This is a genomic window from Burkholderia sp. NRF60-BP8 (genome assembly GCF_001522585.2).
Lineage (GTDB): Bacteria > Pseudomonadota > Gammaproteobacteria > Burkholderiales > Burkholderiaceae > Burkholderia.
Genome location: NZ_CP013373.1, coordinates 2,023,105 through 2,038,454, shown reverse-complemented (window position 1 = coordinate 2,038,454; position 15,350 = coordinate 2,023,105). Strand labels below are relative to the sequence as shown.

Annotated in this window: 18 protein-coding genes and 1 pseudogene; 15 read left to right on the top strand and 4 right to left on the bottom strand. The window is 66.7% G+C overall.

All coding sequences use genetic code 11. From position 1 onward, the window contains the following. Nucleotides 1–2 precede the first annotated feature (2 nt). The 3 genes and pseudogenes from arsB to WS54_RS22870 all read left to right on the top strand — a co-directional run. Entirely contained in the window at nucleotides 3–1,076 is a 1,074-nt protein-coding gene (gene arsB, locus WS54_RS22880) for an ACR3 family arsenite efflux transporter (RefSeq protein ID WP_059780956.1), read from the top strand. Nucleotides 1,077–1,096: 20 nt separating this feature from the next. Further along, entirely contained in the window at nucleotides 1,097–1,819 is a 723-nt protein-coding gene (gene arsH / locus WS54_RS22875; protein WP_059780959.1) for an arsenical resistance protein ArsH, read from the top strand. 172 nt (nucleotides 1,820–1,991) lie between these two features. Further along, nucleotides 1,992–2,273: pseudogene (locus WS54_RS22870) on the top strand (SOS response-associated peptidase family protein); the annotation flags it as partial. An 86-nt stretch (nucleotides 2,274–2,359) separates the two neighbouring features. On the opposite strand, the gene WS54_RS22865 reads toward WS54_RS22870, so the two are convergent. After that, the gene (locus WS54_RS22865; RefSeq protein WP_257792067.1) at nucleotides 2,360–2,656 is read right to left on the bottom strand and encodes a DUF4189 domain-containing protein; all 297 of its coding nucleotides are present in this window, start codon (nucleotides 2,654–2,656) and stop codon (nucleotides 2,360–2,362) included. A 333-nt stretch (nucleotides 2,657–2,989) separates the two neighbouring features. Between WS54_RS22865 and WS54_RS22860 the strand changes: the two genes are divergently transcribed. After that, a complete protein-coding gene (locus tag WS54_RS22860) occupies nucleotides 2,990–3,838 on the top strand; it encodes a hypothetical protein (protein WP_059780966.1) in 849 nt (282 codons plus the stop codon). Nucleotides 3,839–3,884: 46 nt separating this feature from the next. Here WS54_RS22860 and WS54_RS22855 read toward each other — a convergent pair whose 3' ends face one another. Beyond that, nucleotides 3,885–4,826, bottom strand: a complete 942-nt coding sequence (locus tag WS54_RS22855) for a tyrosine-type recombinase/integrase (protein WP_236872772.1) — start codon at nucleotides 4,824–4,826, stop codon at nucleotides 3,885–3,887. Between WS54_RS22855 and WS54_RS22850 the strand changes: the two genes are divergently transcribed. The 4 genes from WS54_RS22850 (at nucleotide 4,807) to WS54_RS22835 (ending at nucleotide 7,190) form a co-directional block, all read left to right on the top strand. Further along, nucleotides 4,807–5,121: a Dabb family protein gene (locus WS54_RS22850; RefSeq protein ID WP_006483902.1), complete on the top strand. Its 315-nt coding sequence runs from the start codon at nucleotides 4,807–4,809 to the stop codon at nucleotides 5,119–5,121. The two genes, WS54_RS22855 and WS54_RS22850, sit on opposite strands and share 20 nt — an antisense overlap. Then, the gene (locus WS54_RS22845) at nucleotides 5,118–5,597 is read left to right on the top strand and encodes a PaaI family thioesterase (RefSeq protein ID WP_034207511.1); all 480 of its coding nucleotides are present in this window, start codon (nucleotides 5,118–5,120) and stop codon (nucleotides 5,595–5,597) included. The genes WS54_RS22850 and WS54_RS22845 overlap by 4 nt, the downstream gene beginning before the upstream one ends. Nucleotides 5,598–5,756: 159 nt before the next feature. Further along, nucleotides 5,757–6,716, top strand: a complete 960-nt coding sequence (locus WS54_RS22840) for an alpha/beta hydrolase (protein ID WP_034207510.1) — start codon at nucleotides 5,757–5,759, stop codon at nucleotides 6,714–6,716. Nucleotides 6,717–6,743: 27 nt separating this feature from the next. Further along, nucleotides 6,744–7,190 carry a GNAT family N-acetyltransferase gene (locus tag WS54_RS22835; protein WP_034207509.1) on the top strand — a complete coding sequence of 149 codons (447 nt, stop codon included), beginning with the start codon at nucleotides 6,744–6,746 and terminating at the stop codon, nucleotides 7,188–7,190. A 16-nt stretch (nucleotides 7,191–7,206) separates the two neighbouring features. Here WS54_RS22835 and WS54_RS22830 read toward each other — a convergent pair whose 3' ends face one another. Beyond that, nucleotides 7,207–8,052, bottom strand: coding sequence for an NRDE family protein (locus WS54_RS22830; protein WP_034207508.1), 846 nt, complete (start codon nucleotides 8,050–8,052; stop codon nucleotides 7,207–7,209). A gap of 76 nt (nucleotides 8,053–8,128) precedes the next feature. Further along, nucleotides 8,129–9,163 carry a CAF17-like 4Fe-4S cluster assembly/insertion protein YgfZ gene (gene ygfZ, locus WS54_RS22825; protein ID WP_059780968.1) on the bottom strand — a complete coding sequence of 345 codons (1,035 nt, stop codon included), beginning with the start codon at nucleotides 9,161–9,163 and terminating at the stop codon, nucleotides 8,129–8,131. Nucleotides 9,164–9,240: 77 nt separating this feature from the next. On the opposite strand from ygfZ, the gene mltG reads away from it, so the two are divergent. The 7 genes from mltG to WS54_RS22790 all read left to right on the top strand — a co-directional run bounded on the left by mltG (nucleotide 9,241) and on the right by WS54_RS22790 (nucleotide 15,340). After that, on the top strand, nucleotides 9,241–10,260 hold the full coding sequence (gene mltG, locus WS54_RS22820; RefSeq protein ID WP_034207506.1) for an endolytic transglycosylase MltG: 1,020 nt from the start codon (nucleotides 9,241–9,243) through the stop codon (nucleotides 10,258–10,260). Continuing rightward, a complete protein-coding gene (gene tmk / locus WS54_RS22815; protein WP_059780970.1) occupies nucleotides 10,260–10,880 on the top strand; it encodes a dTMP kinase in 621 nt (206 codons plus the stop codon). Before mltG ends, tmk begins: the two co-directional genes overlap by 1 nt. A gap of 18 nt (nucleotides 10,881–10,898) precedes the next feature. Then, on the top strand, nucleotides 10,899–11,927 hold the full coding sequence (locus WS54_RS22810; protein WP_059780974.1) for a DNA polymerase III subunit delta': 1,029 nt from the start codon (nucleotides 10,899–10,901) through the stop codon (nucleotides 11,925–11,927). Nucleotides 11,928–12,068: 141 nt separating this feature from the next. After that, nucleotides 12,069–12,848, top strand: a complete 780-nt coding sequence (locus WS54_RS22805) for a TatD family hydrolase (RefSeq protein WP_034207503.1) — start codon at nucleotides 12,069–12,071, stop codon at nucleotides 12,846–12,848. Between the two features lie 43 nt (nucleotides 12,849–12,891). Beyond that, nucleotides 12,892–13,602 (top strand): ankyrin repeat domain-containing protein, encoded by a 711-nt coding sequence (locus WS54_RS22800; protein WP_059780976.1) that lies wholly within the window; start codon nucleotides 12,892–12,894, stop codon nucleotides 13,600–13,602. Nucleotides 13,603–13,720: 118 nt separating this feature from the next. Further along, a complete protein-coding gene (locus tag WS54_RS22795; protein WP_006485939.1) occupies nucleotides 13,721–14,077 on the top strand; it encodes a Rap1a/Tai family immunity protein in 357 nt (118 codons plus the stop codon). A 90-nt stretch (nucleotides 14,078–14,167) separates the two neighbouring features. Then, a complete protein-coding gene (locus WS54_RS22790; RefSeq protein ID WP_034207501.1) occupies nucleotides 14,168–15,340 on the top strand; it encodes a mechanosensitive ion channel family protein in 1,173 nt (390 codons plus the stop codon). Nucleotides 15,341–15,350 lie beyond the last annotated feature (10 nt).

Below are 15,350 nucleotides of genomic sequence, written 5' to 3'. Positions count from 1 at the left end.
CAATGACCGCGTACGACACCGCCCCGCCGAGCAAGGCCGCTGCCAAGCCGGCCATCAATTTCTTCGAACGCTACCTCACGCTCTGGGTCGCGCTGTGCATCGTCGCGGGTATCGCGCTCGGCCGGGTGCTGCCCGGTTTGTTCCGGCAGCTCGGCCGGATCGAATACGCGCAGGTCAATCTGCCCGTCGGGCTGCTGATCTGGGTGATGATCGTTCCGATGCTCGTCAAGGTCGACTTCGCCGCGTTGCACGAGGTACGTCGACACATGAAGGGCATCGGCGTCACACTTGTCGTGAACTGGCTCGTCAAGCCGTTCTCGATGGCATGCCTGGGCTGGCTGTTCATTCGCCATCTGTTCGCACCGGTGTTGCCGACGGACCAGCTCGACAGCTACATCGCGGGCCTGATTCTGCTGGCCGCGGCGCCGTGTACGGCGATGGTGTTCGTGTGGAGTCGACTCACGGGCGGCGACCCGCTGTTCACGTTGTCGCAGGTCGCGCTGAACGACAGCATCATGGTGATCGCGTTCGCACCGATGGTCGGGCTGCTGCTCGGCATGTCGGCGATCACCGTACCGTGGGCGACGCTGCTCGCCTCGGTCGTGCTGTACATCGTCATTCCGGTCATCTTCGCGCAGTTGTGGCGCAAGCGCCTGCTCGCCAAGGGCGCGGCTGCATTCGATGCCGCAATGGTGAGGACTGCTCCCTGGTCGATCGCCGCGCTCCTCGTGACGCTCGTCCTCCTGTTCGCCTTTCAAGGCGACGCGATTCTGGCGCAGCCGCTCGTGATCGCGCTGTTGGCGGTGCCGATCCTGATTCAGGTGTTCTTCAATTCGGCATTGGCCTACTGGCTCAACCGCACGGTCGGCGAGAAGCACAGCGTGGCATGTCCGTCGGCGCTCATCGGTGCATCCAACTTCTTCGAACTGGCCGTCGCCGCGGCGATCAGCCTGTTCGGATTTCACTCGGGCGCCGCGCTGGCGACCGTCGTCGGCGTGCTGGTCGAGGTGCCGGCGATGTTGCTGGTCGTGCGTGTCGTCAACCGGTCGAAGGGCTGGTATGAGCATCGGGCCTGAGTACACCGAAGAATCTGCAGATGACCGACGACACGAACGATCTACCGCAACTCGACACCGAGCAGTTCCGCGTGCCGGATGCTGCCCAATTGCGGCCGGCGGCGCCGTCGACGCATCCTCCCCGGATTCTGCTGCTCTATGGCTCGCTCCGCGAGCGCTCGTTCAGCCGCCTGCTGGTCGAGGAAGCGGCACGCTTGCTCACGGCGATGGGCGCCGAAGCCCGCGTGTTCAATCCGAGCGGACTGCCTCTGCCGGACGACGCGCCCGACAGTCATCCGAAGGTCGTCGAGCTTCGCGAACAGGTGACGTGGTCGGAAGGGATGGTGTGGTGCTCGCCGGAGCGGCACGGCGCGATGACGGGCATCATGAAGTCGCAGGTCGACTGGATTCCGCTGTCGGTCGGCGCCGTGCGACCGACGCAGGGCAAGACGCTCGCGGTGATGCAGGTCAGCGGCGGTTCGCAGTCGTTCAACGCGGTGAACCAGATGCGGGTGCTCGGACGCTGGATGCGCATGCTGACCATCCCGAACCAGTCGTCGGTGGCGAAGGCTTTCATGGAATTCGACGAAGCGGGGCGGATGAAGCCATCCGCTTATTTCGATCGTGTCGTGGACGTGATGGAAGAATTGGTGAAGTTTACGTTGCTGACGAGAGACATCGGCCCGTACCTGGTCGATCGGTACAGCGAGCGGAAGGAGAGCGCCGAAGCGCTTTCACGGCGTGTGAATCAGCGAAGCATCTAGCGTCCTACGGAAGGACGAGCCGGGGTGGGGCGTGGCGGGACACATCTCGGCGTGGCGTGACGAGCCCGGCGCCGGGCGTTTTCTGGATCGATATCGGCCGTGCAACTCGACGTCGGTATGCTCGCGCTCCTCGAACCTCGAGATACGGCGCCACGGGTGCTCGGGCAATACGCGTATCGGTGTAATCGACCGCCCGACGATGTGCGTTGCCGGCATCTGGCAAACGCTGCGTCGCCGGGACGGCACGGACGTCAATGCGATGGCGATGCTTACCGTCAACGCCGACGGCCACCCGCTGATGTCGCACATGCACAAGCCGGCCGACGAGAAGCGGTCTGTCGTGATCCTGCGGCCCGACGACTGGGAGGAATGGTTGACGACGTCCAACGTAGAGGCTGCGCGCGCGATGCTGCAGCTCTATCCGGCGGACGAGATGGTGGCGGAGCCAAAGTAACTTGACCGTTCGAAGGCTCAACAGAGAGAGTATCTGGCTAGGCGCAAGCCTTCAGACTGTCTCGCGCGGGCTGCCGCTGGGCGTACTTACTGGATCGCCCTGGGCAGGCTGCAACCGGAATAGAACACGCGACAGCCGCTGTCGGCTGCGTTACATGTCTTCAGCGCCTTTGCTGTTGCCTCGTCTAACGTGGTGCCGTAATTGGAGTTGTGCGTGGTCTGGCCCACGACCATTGCTCCGCAGCCGTTGGAGAAAGACACTTCAATCTCGCAATGCGGGCCGCCTTTGGCGGCGCAGTCGGCCATCGCGGCACGTTCAGCCGCCTGCTGGGTATCGAGTCCCATCGACGCCCCCAGCGCACCGACCTTGCCGTCGGTGGCAATGGCTCCTCACCGGGATTCCCACCGGACAGGTGCCTGTTGCTGCTGTGAATTGCCGCGTGCTTGGCGCGGAGCCGGGCCACAGACGCTCGTCGACTGATCGGTGCCATAAGCAATTGTGCCTGGTGGACACGAGATCTGAGCGTGGCTGATCGAAGCCATACCAATGCTTGCCGCAAAGAGGAGGCTACGCACTAGTTTCATGTTTTCTCCGTCCTTTGCGCCGCGTCTACGGGAAGGCAGCGGCGCATTTTTGGGGAACGTATACCGATCGGTCTCGTTTGACTAGGTTTCCGCTAAACTCTGCGGACTAACATCTCACAACGAGGGACGCACATGGCAGGGGTCCACAAGATTACGCCGTCAAACCCACGACTCTCGTCGCCGCTCGCCTTGGTCAACCAGATGATCGCGGATATGTCGCGTCAACGCTCGTTGCTTGTGCGCGCGACAGTCGGGATATTGCTTGTCGCCAGCGTGTTTTCAGGGTGTGCGCCCCTATCGGCGTCTGCGCCGACGGATCCTCAACAACGGTTTGCCGCAGAGCAGCGGAATGCGAATGCGTTGTATAGCCAGAAAGTGTTGGCATATAAGCCGATGTTTGAGAATCCTGGCGGCTATGATCGAGCGCAGATACTGGAAGCGTACGAGGCAGTGCTGCAGCAGTACTCCGTCGCAGCAATCGCTTATGCCCGCACCATTTATCCCGAGGCTCGACAGACGCTTCCACCTTCCCTGCAGGCATTGCCGACGCCGTCGGGGACGGTCACGCTGGCGGTCGTCAATCGCGACTACGAACATGCGCTCGGAATGGACGCTGCGTTGTGGGAGATGAATATGGCGGCAAAGTTTGGCCGACCGTCCAAGTTGCCGATACCGAAATACACCGGCCCTGTGCTTATCATGCCGCCTGCGCCACCGTTACCGCCCCTGCAGGATGTTCGCGATCCAAAGTTCGCGCGGCTCGTGACCATGACGAAGAAACTCGACGATGCGCAGAAGGCCGATCTGGCACGAGAGCAAGCCGCGATCGAGCAACAGTATGCCGACCAAGCCGCGTGGAGGGCTCGACATCCCACGGGGCAGTATGACCACATCGATCCGAGGACCGGACTACCGTATGCGCCTCCGCAACAGGAGATGCAGCGATGGTGCATGATGGGCGGTGGCCGAGTGCCTTGCTGAAACGTACGCGATCAATCAATGGCGCCTTTTTCATAAAGGTCAGCAGCTAGGTGTCCGCGCGGACACTCGTTCGCGGAAGCAGCATCATCAGCAATCGAATCGCAATCGCGGTTCGTCTGCCCCTGTAGGTCGGAAGCTGGCGAAAGAGCCTCTTCAGCTCTTCACGGCTCAACGCCCGAGCATTCTCTGTCGGTGGTTTCAGGACCGAGCCACGTAGCACCGATGCAGGATTTGTATCGGCTCGCAGGGTGATCACCGCATACTGGAACACGTTGGACACGTACTGGCGCAGTTTGATCGCTACAGAAGGGGAACCACGCTCTTCGACCCGCCGCATCAAAGCAAGCACGTCATGGGCGGTGACAGAGCGCATCGGGCGGTTTCCGATGTACGGGTACGCGTCGGTTTCGAGCATCCGCAGAATCTCGCCAAAGTGCCGCTCGGTCCAAGTCTTCCGCTTCTTCTCCAGCCACTCGTCGCTGATTGCGCGAAAAGTTGCTTTGCCTTCGTCGATACGCGCCGACAGCACTTCCTGTCGCGCATGCGACGGGTGCAGTCCCTTCTTGACGAGTTCGCGGGCATGGTCACGCGCTGCGCGAGCCTCTTGAAGGCTGATCGTGGGGTACTCGCCGATGGCGAAGAGATTTTCCTTCCCGGCAATTCGGTACTTGTAACGCCAGAGCTTGGAGCCGGGCGGCTTCACCAATAGATACAGTCCATTGCCGTCGGTAAGTTTGGTAGGCTTGTTGTCTGCCTTTGCTTGTGGGATCTCGACGTCGGTAAGCGGTACGGTGAAAATGTGGGTATCGTCTCTCGATGGCCGACATGATGTCCGCCTTTTATACCCCTTTTTTCTCGGCCGAACACGATTTCCGGCGAACGCAAGCGAACGGTGGAAGGGCGTGAAGTGCCCAACCGGCAACGATTTCAGGCAAACAGCCGAACCAACACGAACAGGAGCGAACGAAGTGATCAGACATATCGTCATGTGGAAGTTGAAGGAATCGGCGGAAGGCGCGACGCGTGCGCAGAACGCGCTGAAGCTGAAGGAGAAGCTCGAAGGCTGCCGCGATCTCGTGCCGGGCACCTTGCAGATCGACGTCGGCGTGGCGACGCCGGGCCTCGACGCGACCGCCGACATCGTGCTCGTCTCCGATTTCGCCGACAAGGCCGCGCTCGACGCGTACCAAGTGCATCCGGTTCACCAGGAAGTGAAGAAATTCGTCGTCGCGGTGGCCGAATCGCGCGAGTGCGTCGACTACATCGTCGACAACGCACGATGAGCGACGCGGCAACCCCGACGGAAGGCCCGTCGATCGAAAGCCCGTTCGTCGATCTGCTCGGCGTGCAACTGGTGTCCGCGAAGGATGGCGCGAGCGAGATCGCGCTGCCGCTCGAGGAGCGCCACATGAACACGTGGAGCATCGCGCACGGCGGCGTGACGATGACGCTCGCCGACATCGCGCTCGCGATGGCGGCGCGCAGCCTGACCGACGACGGCGTCGGCGTCGTCACGGTCGAGATGAAGGTGAACTTCATGCAGCCGGGCCGCGGCGAATTGCGCGCTTACGGGCGCGTGATGCACCGCTCGACGACGATGGCCTACTGCGAAGGCGAAGTGCGCGACAGCGACGGCAATTTCGTCGCGAAGGCGCTCGGTACGTTCAAGTACATGCGGCGGCTCGCGGTCGGCCGCGACATCAAGCGGCAACGCTCGCGCACCGCGCCTGACGCCCAGCCCGGCCCGAGCGACGCGTAAGCATCCGTCGCGCACGGCCCTGTCCCTTCGATGAGGCAGGGCCGTCTCGTTTGGGCGCACGGGCGGGCCGGCGCACCGCGCGCCGCGCCCGCCGGCCGCGCGCGTGGCATCATGTCACGCTTGTCCGTTCACGGCGCCACGCGGGCGCCGTCCACACCGATGCCGCTGAATCCGAAGATCGCCCAGGTGCTCGACATGATCGAGCGCGCGAAACGTCCGTCGTATCACCACCAGACGCCGCAGCAGGCGCGCGCCGCGTACGAGAAGAGCGCGCCGATCCTCGACGTCGCGCCGGCGCCGATGCATTCGGTGGAGGCATGCGTCGTGCCGACGCGGGACGGCCGCACGATCGGTGCGCGGCTGTATCTGCCGGTCGAGCCGAGCCTGGCGGAGCCGCTGCCCGCGCTCGTGTACTACCACGGCGGCGGCTTCACGGTCGGCAGCGTCGACACGCACGATGCGCTGTGCCGGATGTTCGCGCACGATGCGCAATGCGCGGTGCTGTCGGTCGGCTACCGGCTCGCGCCCGAACACCGGTTTCCGACCGCGGTGAACGACGCGGACGACGCATTGCAGTGGCTGCATCGCGAGGCCGCCGCGTTCGGCATCGACGCCGCGCGGCTGGCCGTTGGCGGCGACAGTGCGGGCGGGACGCTCGCGACGGTCTGCGCGGTGCTCGCGCGCGACGCGGGCATCCGTCTTGCGCTGCAACTGCTGATCTATCCGGGCGTGACGGGTTACCAGGACACCGAATCGCATGCACGGCTCGCGAACGGCTACCTGCTGACGCAGGACACGATCCAGTGGTTCTTCACGCAATACGTGCGCGATCGGGCGGACCGCGACGACTGGCGTTTCGCGCCGCTCGACGGCACGCGCGATGCGCCGTCGTTCGCGGGTGTCGCGCCGGCCTGGATCGCGACGGCCGAATTCGATCCGTTGAGCGACGAGGGCGCCGCGTACGCGGACAAGTTGCGCGCGGCCGGCAACACGGTCACGCTGGTCCGCTATCCGGGGATGATCCACGAATTCTTCAAGATGGGCGGCTACGTGCCGGAGGTGCGGGCCGCGCATGCCGATGCGGTCGCGGCGCTGAAGGCTGCATTCGACGAGGTTTGACGGCGCGCATGCCGCGGGAGAGCTGCGATGACGAACGGCGCGGGCGAAGTGGAAACGGGCGACTGGACGGTGCTGGGCGGCGACGCTGCGCGGATTCGCGACGCGGTGTTCGTGCGCGAACAGCAGATTCCGCCGGAATGGGAACTCGACGACGACGATCCGCTGTCGCTGCATGCGGTCGCGTACCGGACCGATGCGGCGACAGGGCTGCGCCGCGCGGTCGCGACGGGGCGGTTGCTGCCGTCCGGCACGATCGGCCGCGTCGCGGTGCTCGCCGACATGCGCGGGCAGGGTGTCGGGTCGGCCGTGCTGAATGCGCTGCTGGACGCCGCGCGGCGTCGCGGCGAAGCCGTCGTGCGGCTGTACGCACAGGATTCGGCGGTGTCGTTCTATCTGCGGCACGGGTTCGCGGCGGTCGGCGAACCGTTCGTCGAGGCCGGCGTGCCGCACGTCGAGATGGCACGCGCGCCGTAGCGCGCAAGGCGTGCGCTCAGCGCGGTCGCGTCGCGTCGATATCGAACGCGAACGCGCGCTCGAACGCGCCCGGGCGGACGGTCCGGTGCGAGCCGTCGTCGTCGCTGCGCTCCTTGACCTCGACCGTCAGCCGCACGCCTTCCTTCATCGTGACGCGCAGCGCCGTGGTGCCGCGCGTGCCGTATTCGGGCGTTTCGATGAACGCGGCCGACAGCGCACGCTCGCGCTCGATCGGAATGCCCGTGTGCGGCAGTGCGTCGTCGTCGGCGACGTGCGGGTCGCGCATCAGCGCGATCAGTTCGTCGAGCGACGGGGTCGGATTGTCGGTGAGCAGCGTGCCGAGCTCCGCGCGCTTGCGCACCACTTTCGGCCAGGGCGTGTCGAGCCGCGCATTCGACAGCGCATGCACGCCCGGTGCTATCGCGACGGGCGCGGCGACGCGGCTTTCGCCCTCGGGCGCGCGGTTGCAGAACCATGCGAGTTCGCGCCGGCGCCAGTCGCCGACGAGCAGGTTGAAGCCGTTGTACACGGCCGCGTGTTCGGCAAGTTGCGCGAGATAGTCGAGCGGCGCGACGGACGCGCCGCCGAGAAAGTCGGATACCAGCTTGCCGCGGGTCGGCGCGCCCGCGCGGATGTCGAACGGCGCGCGGTAGTTGGTCAGCGCGGCGAAGCGGCCGTCGCGCGATACGCCGAGCCACGTGCCGCCCGCTTCGAGATCGCGGCCGGCCAGTACGCCCGGCACGTCCTCCCACCACGAGAGCGGCGCGCTGGTCCGGCGAAAGAACTCGTCGCGATTGGCGGCGAGGGTAAAGACGGGACCGGCGGCGGCATCGGGCTGCCAGTCGAAGGCAATCAGACACATCGGGCGAATCTCTCGCAGGAAACGTCGCGGGCCGGCTGCGACTCGCGAGCCGGCCCGCGAACGGGTTGTCAGTGCATCACGCTTCGGTCGGCCACGCGTACGGCAGCGCGTCGAACGCGAGTGCCGGGCCGTCGGCCGAACCGAGGTGCACCGAGCCGCTGTCGAGCGCGGCGAGCTTGATCTCGACCAGCGCGTCGACGCCGCCCGCCGGCGCGGCCGCCGCATTGACGATCATCCCGCACGGCTGGCCCGGGTCGTCGCTGTGGAACAGCTCGACGCCGGCATGCACGGTATCGGTCTCGCCGGCGACGTGCGCGAGCGCGGTGCGGCGCTTGATCGTGCCGCGGTACTGGCTGCGCGCCACGACTTCCTGGCCCGGGTAGCACCCTTTCCTGAAGTTAACGGCACCGATCACGTCGAAGTTGACCATCTGCGGGACGAACTGCTCGACGGCCGGCTGCGTGATGCGCGGCTCGCCCGCGCGAACGTCGAGCCAGTCCCACACGGCGGGCGACACGACGGGCAGCGTGCCGGTGAGCGCGGCGACGCGCGCATCGACTTCGGCGCGCGGGCCGATCCACAGATAGCGCTTGCGGCCGGCCGCATCGGGCACGCGGATCAGCGCGCCGGCCGGGCCGTCGACCTTCACGTGCACGCCGTCGGGCAACGCATCGAAGATGCCCGACAGCGCCTCGCGCACGTCGCCGACGAAGCCGGCCACCGCGAGCGTGTCGCTCGCGTCGGTCAGCTTCGCCTTCGCGCGCAGCACGAACATCGACAGCCGCTTCTGCACGGCCGGCTGCACGTCCTTCGACACGAGCAGGCGCACGCCGTGGCCGGCCCGCCACGCGAGGAACGACGCAAGCAGGCGGCCCTTCGGCGAGCAGTACCCGGACAGCCGCGCGCTGCCGGCATCGAGATGCTCGATGTCGTTGGTGAGCTGGCTGTGCAGGAACGTGGCGGCGTCGTCGCCGGCCACGTCGATCACGCCGAACTGCGGCAGCGGCATGCAGGCGCCCGGCGCGTCGAAATCGGCGGCGGACGGGCGGGGGAAAACGGGGAGCGAGGCAGATGCGGCCTGGGCAGCCGGTGAAGCGAACGGTGTGCTCATGGAATGAGGGAACAGTCAACCCTGACTTTGACGGAGGCGAGCAAGTATTATATGGGTCTTACCTGAGTCACGTTTCCATGTCCCTACTGAAGAAATGCGCCGCGACGATCGTGGCGCTGGCCGTCGTTGTGGCCGCTGCCGGCGCGGGCGGCGGGTATTACTGGGCGACCCGGCCGCTGTCGCTGGGTTCGGCATCGCTCGACGTCACGATCAAGCCGCGCAGCAGCGTGAAAAGCGTCGCGTCGCAGCTCAAGCGCGGCGGCGTGCCGGTCGAGCCGCTCGCCTTCGTCGCGATGACGCGCGTGCTCGGGCTGTCGAGCCGGCTCAAATCGGGCAACTACGAATTCAAGACCGGCATCACGCCTTACGACGTGCTGCAGAAGATCGCGCGCGGCGACGTGAACGAGTACGTCGCGACGGTCATCGAGGGCTGGACCTTCAAGCGGATGCGCGCGGAGCTCGACGCGAACCCCGATCTCGCGCATTCGACGGCCGGCATGAGCGACGCCGAGCTGCTGCGCGCGATCGGCGCATCGGACAGCGCGGTACAGCGCGGCAGCGGCGAGGGGCTGTTCTTTCCCGATACCTACCTGTTCGACAAGGGCACGAGCGACCTGAACATCTACCGGCGCGCCTACCGCCTGATGCAGACGCGCGTCGACGAGGCATGGGCCGCGCGCACGCCGGGGCTGCCGTACAAGACGCCTTACGAAATGCTGACGATCGCGTCGATCGTCGAGAAGGAAACCGGCCATGCGGCCGACCGCGCGTTCGTCGCGGCCGTGTTCGCGAACCGGCTGCGCATCGGCATGCCGCTGCAGACCGATCCGTCGGTGATCTACGGGCTCGGCGACGCGTACGACGGCCGTCTGCGCAAGCGCGACCTGCAGGCCGACACTCCTTACAATACCTACACCCGACGCGGGCTGCCGCCCACGCCGATCGCGTTGCCGGGTGTCGCCGCGCTGCAGGCGGCGATCAATCCGGCCCCGACGAGCGCGCTCTATTTCGTCGCGAAGGGCGACGGCACGAGCGTGTTCTCGGACACGCTCGGCGACCACAACAAGGCCGTGGACAAGTACATACGAGGTCAATAATGGCGAGCGGTAAATTCATCACGTTCGAAGGCATCGACGGGGCGGGGAAGACCACCCACCTGTCATGGTTCTGCGAACGCCTCCAGGACCGGCTGGCCGCGGCCGGCCGGCAGGTCGTCGTCACCCGCGAGCCGGGCGGCACGCAGCTTGGCGAGAAACTGCGCGAGATCCTGCTGAACCAGCCGATGGATCTCGAGACGGAAGCGCTGCTGATGTTCGCCGCGCGTCGCGAGCACCTCGCGCTCGTGATCGAGCCGGCGCTCGCGTGCGGCGACTGGGTCGTGTCGGATCGCTTCACCGACGCGACCTTCGCGTACCAGGGCGGCGGCCGCGGGCTGCCGCGCGACAAGCTCGAGACGCTCGAGCGCTGGGTGCAGGGCGGTTTCCAGCCCGACCTCACGGTGCTGTTCGACGTTGCGCCGCAGGTCGCGAGCGAGCGTCGCGGCGCCGCGCGCATGCCGGACAAGTTCGAAAGCGAGTCCGACGCGTTCTTTACCCGCACACGCGCCGAATACCTGCGGCGCGCGGAAGAGGCGCCGCACCGCTTCGCGGTCGTCGACGCGACGCGATCGATTCCCGAGATCCGCCAGCAGCTCGAACGCGTGCTCGCCGCGCTGTAACCCGCAAGGAACGCCCCCATGATCTATCCGTGGCAAACCGACGACTGGAACCGCCTGCAGCAACTGCGCGCGCAATGGCCGCATGCGCTGCTGCTGCACGGCCAGGCCGGGATCGGCAAGCTGCAGTTCGCGCAGCATCTCGCGCAGGGTTTCCTGTGCGAATCGCCGCAACCGAACGGCGAGCCGTGCGGCGCCTGCGCGGCCTGCAACTGGTTCTCGCAGGGCAACCATCCGGACTACCGGATCGTGCTGCCCGAGGCGCTGGCGGGCGAGGCGCCGGGTGCGGCGGACGACGCGAAGCCGGCCGACGCGGACGAAGGCGGCAAGAAGACGCGGGCGCCGAGCAAGGAAATCAAGATCGAGCAGGTGCGCGCGCTGCTCGACTTCTGCGGGGTGGGTTCGCACCGCGGCGGCGCGCGCGTCGTCGTGCTGTATCCGGCCGAGGCGCTCAATGTGGCCGCGTCGAACGCGCTGCTGAAAACGCTGGAGGAACCGCCGCCGGGCGTCGTGTTCCTGCTCGTGTCGGCGCGCATCGACCGCTTGTTGCCGACGATCGTCAGCCGCTGCCGCCAGTGGCCGATGACCGTGCCGGCGCCGGAGGCCGCCGCCGCGTGGCTCGCGGCGCAGGGTGTCGACCACGCCAGCGCGCTGCTCGCCGAAGCCGGCGGCGCGCCGCTCGCCGCGCTGGCGCTCGCGAGCGACGAGAACCGTCCGCTGCGCGACTACACGCTCGGGCAACTGGCCGCCGGTGCGGCCTGCGATCCGTTCGCGTGCGGCGAGACGCTGCAGAAGCTGCCGGTGCCGCTGGTGCTCGGCTGGCTGCAGCGCTGGCTGTACGATCTGCTCGCCCAGCGAATGGCCGGTGCGCCGCGCTACTTCCCGATGCATGCGGCAGCCCTGGCGCGCTGCGCGGAAGCGGTCGACGCGAACGCATTCGCGCGCTTCATGAAAGCCGTGACGCGGCAGCGGACGGTCGAGAACCATCCGCTCAACGCGCGGCTCGTATTCGAGGAATTGTTTCTCGGATATCGGGAAATATTCGCTTGATTCTGCATTGTTTCCGATGGGTTGCGAAACGATGAACGGATCACGCGGGGGCGCGACCGTGGCCGGCCGATCCACCCACGTCGCCCGGTGTCGCATGCCGGCGGGCGCATGAGCGCCCGTCTCACGTATTCAGGAAACACGATGTTCGTCGACTCTCACTGCCACATCAATTTCAAGGGCCTGGCCGACCGTCTGCCGGCCGTTCTCGAGAACATGCGCGAGCACGACGTCACGCACGCGCTGTGCGTGTCGGTCGATTTCGAGACGCTGCCCGACGTACTCGCGATCGCCGACGCGCACGACAACGTGTACGCATCGGTCGGCGTGCATCCCGATCACGAGGATGCGCGCGAGCCGACGCTCGCGGAGCTCGTCGAGCTGGCCGCGCACCCGAAGGTCGTCGCGATCGGCGAAACCGGCCTCGACTACTATCGCCTCGAAGGCCGCTCGATCGCCGACATGGAATGGCAGCGCGAGCGCTTTCGCACGCACATCCGCGCGGCGACCGCGACGATGAAGCCGCTGATCATTCACACGCGCGCGTCGTCGGAAGACACGCTGCGCATCATGGCCGAGGAACGCGCGGACGTGCCGGGCGGCGTGATGCACTGCTTCACCGAGCCGTGGCCGGTCGCCGAGCAGGCGCTCGCGCAGAACTTCCATATCTCGCTGTCGGGTATCGTCACGTTCAAGAACGCGACCGACGTGCAGGACGTCGCGCGGCGCGTGCCGCTCGACCGGCTGCTGATCGAGACCGACTCGCCGTACCTCGCGCCGGTGCCGTATCGCGGCAAGCCGAATGAACCTGCGTACGTCAGCCATGTCGGACGCTTTATCGCATCCGAACGCGGGATCGCCGTCGAGGCGCTCGCCGATGCGACGACGCAGAACTTTTTCCGGCTGTTCAAGATCGCCCGCTAACGACGGGCGCGCAGCCGACAACCCAGGGAAGGAGCCCACAACAATGACGAAGCCGACCAACCATCTGTCCAAACGCGCACTCGTTGCGGCCGCATTCGTCGCGAGCGGGCTGTTCGCCGCCGCCGGCGCGCATGCCGAGTCGCTCGACGCGATCGTCAAGGCCGTCAAGTTCGACGACATCGCCGATATCGGCAAGCAGCTCAAGAGCGGCAAGCTCGATCCGAACACGCTCGCGCCGAACGGCGACCCGATCCTCGTGATCGCCGCGCGCGAGAAATCCGACAAGGTCGCGGCGGCGATCGCCACGACGCCGAACGTCGATCTCGAGAAGGAAGACAAGGCCGGCGAAAACGCGCTGATGCTCGCGTCGCTGAACGGCGACCTCGATCTCGTCAAGCTGCTGATCGACAAGGGCGCGGAAGTCAGCAAGAAGGGCTGGGCGCCGCTGCACTACGCGGCGACCAACGGCCACGACGCGGTCGTCAAGGTGCTGCTCGACCACGACGCGTACATCGACACCGCGTCGCCGAACGGCACGACGCCGCTGATGATGGCCGCGCGCGGCAACCATGCGTCGACGGTCACGCTGCTGCTCGACCAGGGCGCCGATCCGCAGGTGAAGAACCAGCTCGGCATCACGGCGCTCGAGTTCGCGAAGCACTACAACGCGCCGGACGCGATCGAGATCCTGAGCAAGCGGACGACGCGTATCGGTGCAGCGACGCCGGCAGATGCTCAAAAGAGTGCAAAATAACGGTTTTTGGTGCGGCGGCGCCTGTCCGCCCGGCCGCCTTCCGGCCGGAACAGGGCATCCGGCGCCGCACCGGCCAACGCAGCAGGCGGTCCCCCGCCGCATTGACATAAGGAACACCATGTTGCGCGCAATGTTTTGTGCCGCGGCGTTTGCCGTGCCGTTGTCGGCGGCGGCTTTCACGGGCGCGGATCTCGACCGGCTGTGCGCGAAGACGGACGTCAAGTCGCGGGCGTCGTGCGCGGCCTATATCGAAGGCGCTGCCGACGGCGTCTACAACACGATCGATGCGATCGGCGGCACCACGGGGCCGCGCGTCGGTCAGTACTTCTGCCTGCCGCCCGACATCCGGGCGCAACAGATGACGGACGCGGTGCGCAAGTACATCGCGGAAAATCCGAAGCTGGCCGACTACAACGCGAGCACCGCGGTGTCGCTCGGTCTCGGCAAGGCGTTTCCCTGCCGGAGCGGCAACTGATCTGACGCCGTGTCCGGGCGCGTGCGCGGCCCGGACGTCGCCGACGCATCCCAGGACGAAGCCAGTGCGCTTCATCACGCGAGGGCGCCGATGATTTCAATCGAGGAACTGCAGCGCATCGCCGATGCGCCGTTGCATTCATGGCTCGGCACGCTGGGCGTGTCGGTCATCGTCATACTGATCGTCGCGGTCGTGCACCGCCTCGGCGCACGCATCGTCAAGCGCGTCGCGCAGCCGTATCCGCTGATGAGCGCGATCCTGCGCTACATCGACAAGCCGTCGCTCGTCGTGCTGGCGCTGCTGGCGCTCGAATTCCTGTGGCTCCAGGCGGACGACGGCATATCGTTCGTGCGCGGCATGCGCACCGCGGCCGCGGTCGGCTCCATCGTGTCCCTCACGTGGCTGCTGGTGCGGCTCGCGGCCGGCGTCGGCGACGCGATCATCCAGGCCCATCCGATCGATACGGCCGACAATCTCCAGGCGCGGCGCGTCCATACGCAGGCCAAGGTGCTCGTGCGGACCGTGATGGTGCTGATCGTGATCATCGGCACCGGCGCCGCGCTGATGACGTTCCCGAACGTGCGCCAGATCGGCGCGAGCCTGCTGGCGTCGGCCGGTGTGGCAGGGCTGGTCGCCGGTATCGCCGCGCGGCCGGTGCTCGGCAACCTGATCGCCGGATTGCAGATCGCGCTCACGCAGCCGATCCGGCTCGACGACGTGGTCGTGATCCAGGGCGAGTGGGGGCGCATCGAGGAAATCACCGGCTCGTTCGTGTCGGTGCGGCTGTGGGACCAGCGGCGTCTCGTCGTGCCGCTGCAGTGGATCATCGAGAACCCGTTCACGAACTGGACGCGCAGCAGCGCGGAGATCATCGGCACCGTTTACCTGTCGGTCGATTACCGCACGCCGCTCGCGCCGCTGCGCGAGGAACTCGCACGGCTCGTCCATGCCGCGCCGGAATGGGACGGCCGCGTGCAGGTGCTGCAGGTGACCGACGCGACGGAGCGCACGATGCAACTGCGTGCGCTCGTCAGCGCGGCCGACTCGTCGTCGTGCTGGGATCTGCGCTGCCGCGTGCGCGAAGGGCTGATCGCCTATCTGCAGAACCGCTACCCGCAATGCCTGCCGCGCAGCCGGATGGAACTGTATCCGCACGAATCCGCGCCCGATGCGCCGAATCCCGAACGGCCGCACGCGCGCTCGCCTGCCGCCAGCACGGCGGCCAACACCGCAGCCGACCCGCAGGCCGTCGACGGCCGCTGAACGCGGCCCG

Excerpts from the sequence above, each read along its gene's own strand:
- tmk (WP_059780970.1), top strand. The coding sequence starts at position 10,260 with ATGGCGAGCGGTAAATTCATCACGTTCGAAGGCATCGACGGGGCGGGG.
- WS54_RS22805 (WP_034207503.1), top strand. The coding sequence starts at position 12,069 with ATGTTCGTCGACTCTCACTGCCACATCAATTTCAAGGGCCTGGCCGAC.
- WS54_RS22845 (WP_034207511.1), top strand. The coding sequence starts at position 5,118 with ATGAGCGACGCGGCAACCCCGACGGAAGGCCCGTCGATCGAAAGCCCG.
- WS54_RS22835 (WP_034207509.1), top strand. The coding sequence starts at position 6,744 with ATGACGAACGGCGCGGGCGAAGTGGAAACGGGCGACTGGACGGTGCTG.
- arsH (WP_059780959.1), top strand. The coding sequence starts at position 1,097 with ATGACCGACGACACGAACGATCTACCGCAACTCGACACCGAGCAGTTC.
- mltG (WP_034207506.1), top strand. The coding sequence starts at position 9,241 with ATGTCCCTACTGAAGAAATGCGCCGCGACGATCGTGGCGCTGGCCGTC.
- arsB (WP_059780956.1), top strand. The coding sequence starts at position 3 with ATGACCGCGTACGACACCGCCCCGCCGAGCAAGGCCGCTGCCAAGCCG.
- WS54_RS22860 (WP_059780966.1), top strand. The coding sequence starts at position 2,990 with ATGGCAGGGGTCCACAAGATTACGCCGTCAAACCCACGACTCTCGTCG.
- WS54_RS22790 (WP_034207501.1), top strand. The coding sequence starts at position 14,168 with ATGATTTCAATCGAGGAACTGCAGCGCATCGCCGATGCGCCGTTGCAT.
- WS54_RS22840 (WP_034207510.1), top strand. The coding sequence starts at position 5,757 with ATGCCGCTGAATCCGAAGATCGCCCAGGTGCTCGACATGATCGAGCGC.
- WS54_RS22795 (WP_006485939.1), top strand. The coding sequence starts at position 13,721 with ATGTTGCGCGCAATGTTTTGTGCCGCGGCGTTTGCCGTGCCGTTGTCG.
- WS54_RS22855 (WP_236872772.1), bottom strand. The coding sequence starts at position 4,826 with ATGACGATATGTCTGATCACTTCGTTCGCTCCTGTTCGTGTTGGTTCG.
- WS54_RS22810 (WP_059780974.1), top strand. The coding sequence starts at position 10,899 with ATGATCTATCCGTGGCAAACCGACGACTGGAACCGCCTGCAGCAACTG.
- ygfZ (WP_059780968.1), bottom strand. The coding sequence starts at position 9,163 with ATGAGCACACCGTTCGCTTCACCGGCTGCCCAGGCCGCATCTGCCTCG.
- WS54_RS22800 (WP_059780976.1), top strand. The coding sequence starts at position 12,892 with ATGACGAAGCCGACCAACCATCTGTCCAAACGCGCACTCGTTGCGGCC.
- WS54_RS22830 (WP_034207508.1), bottom strand. The coding sequence starts at position 8,052 with ATGTGTCTGATTGCCTTCGACTGGCAGCCCGATGCCGCCGCCGGTCCC.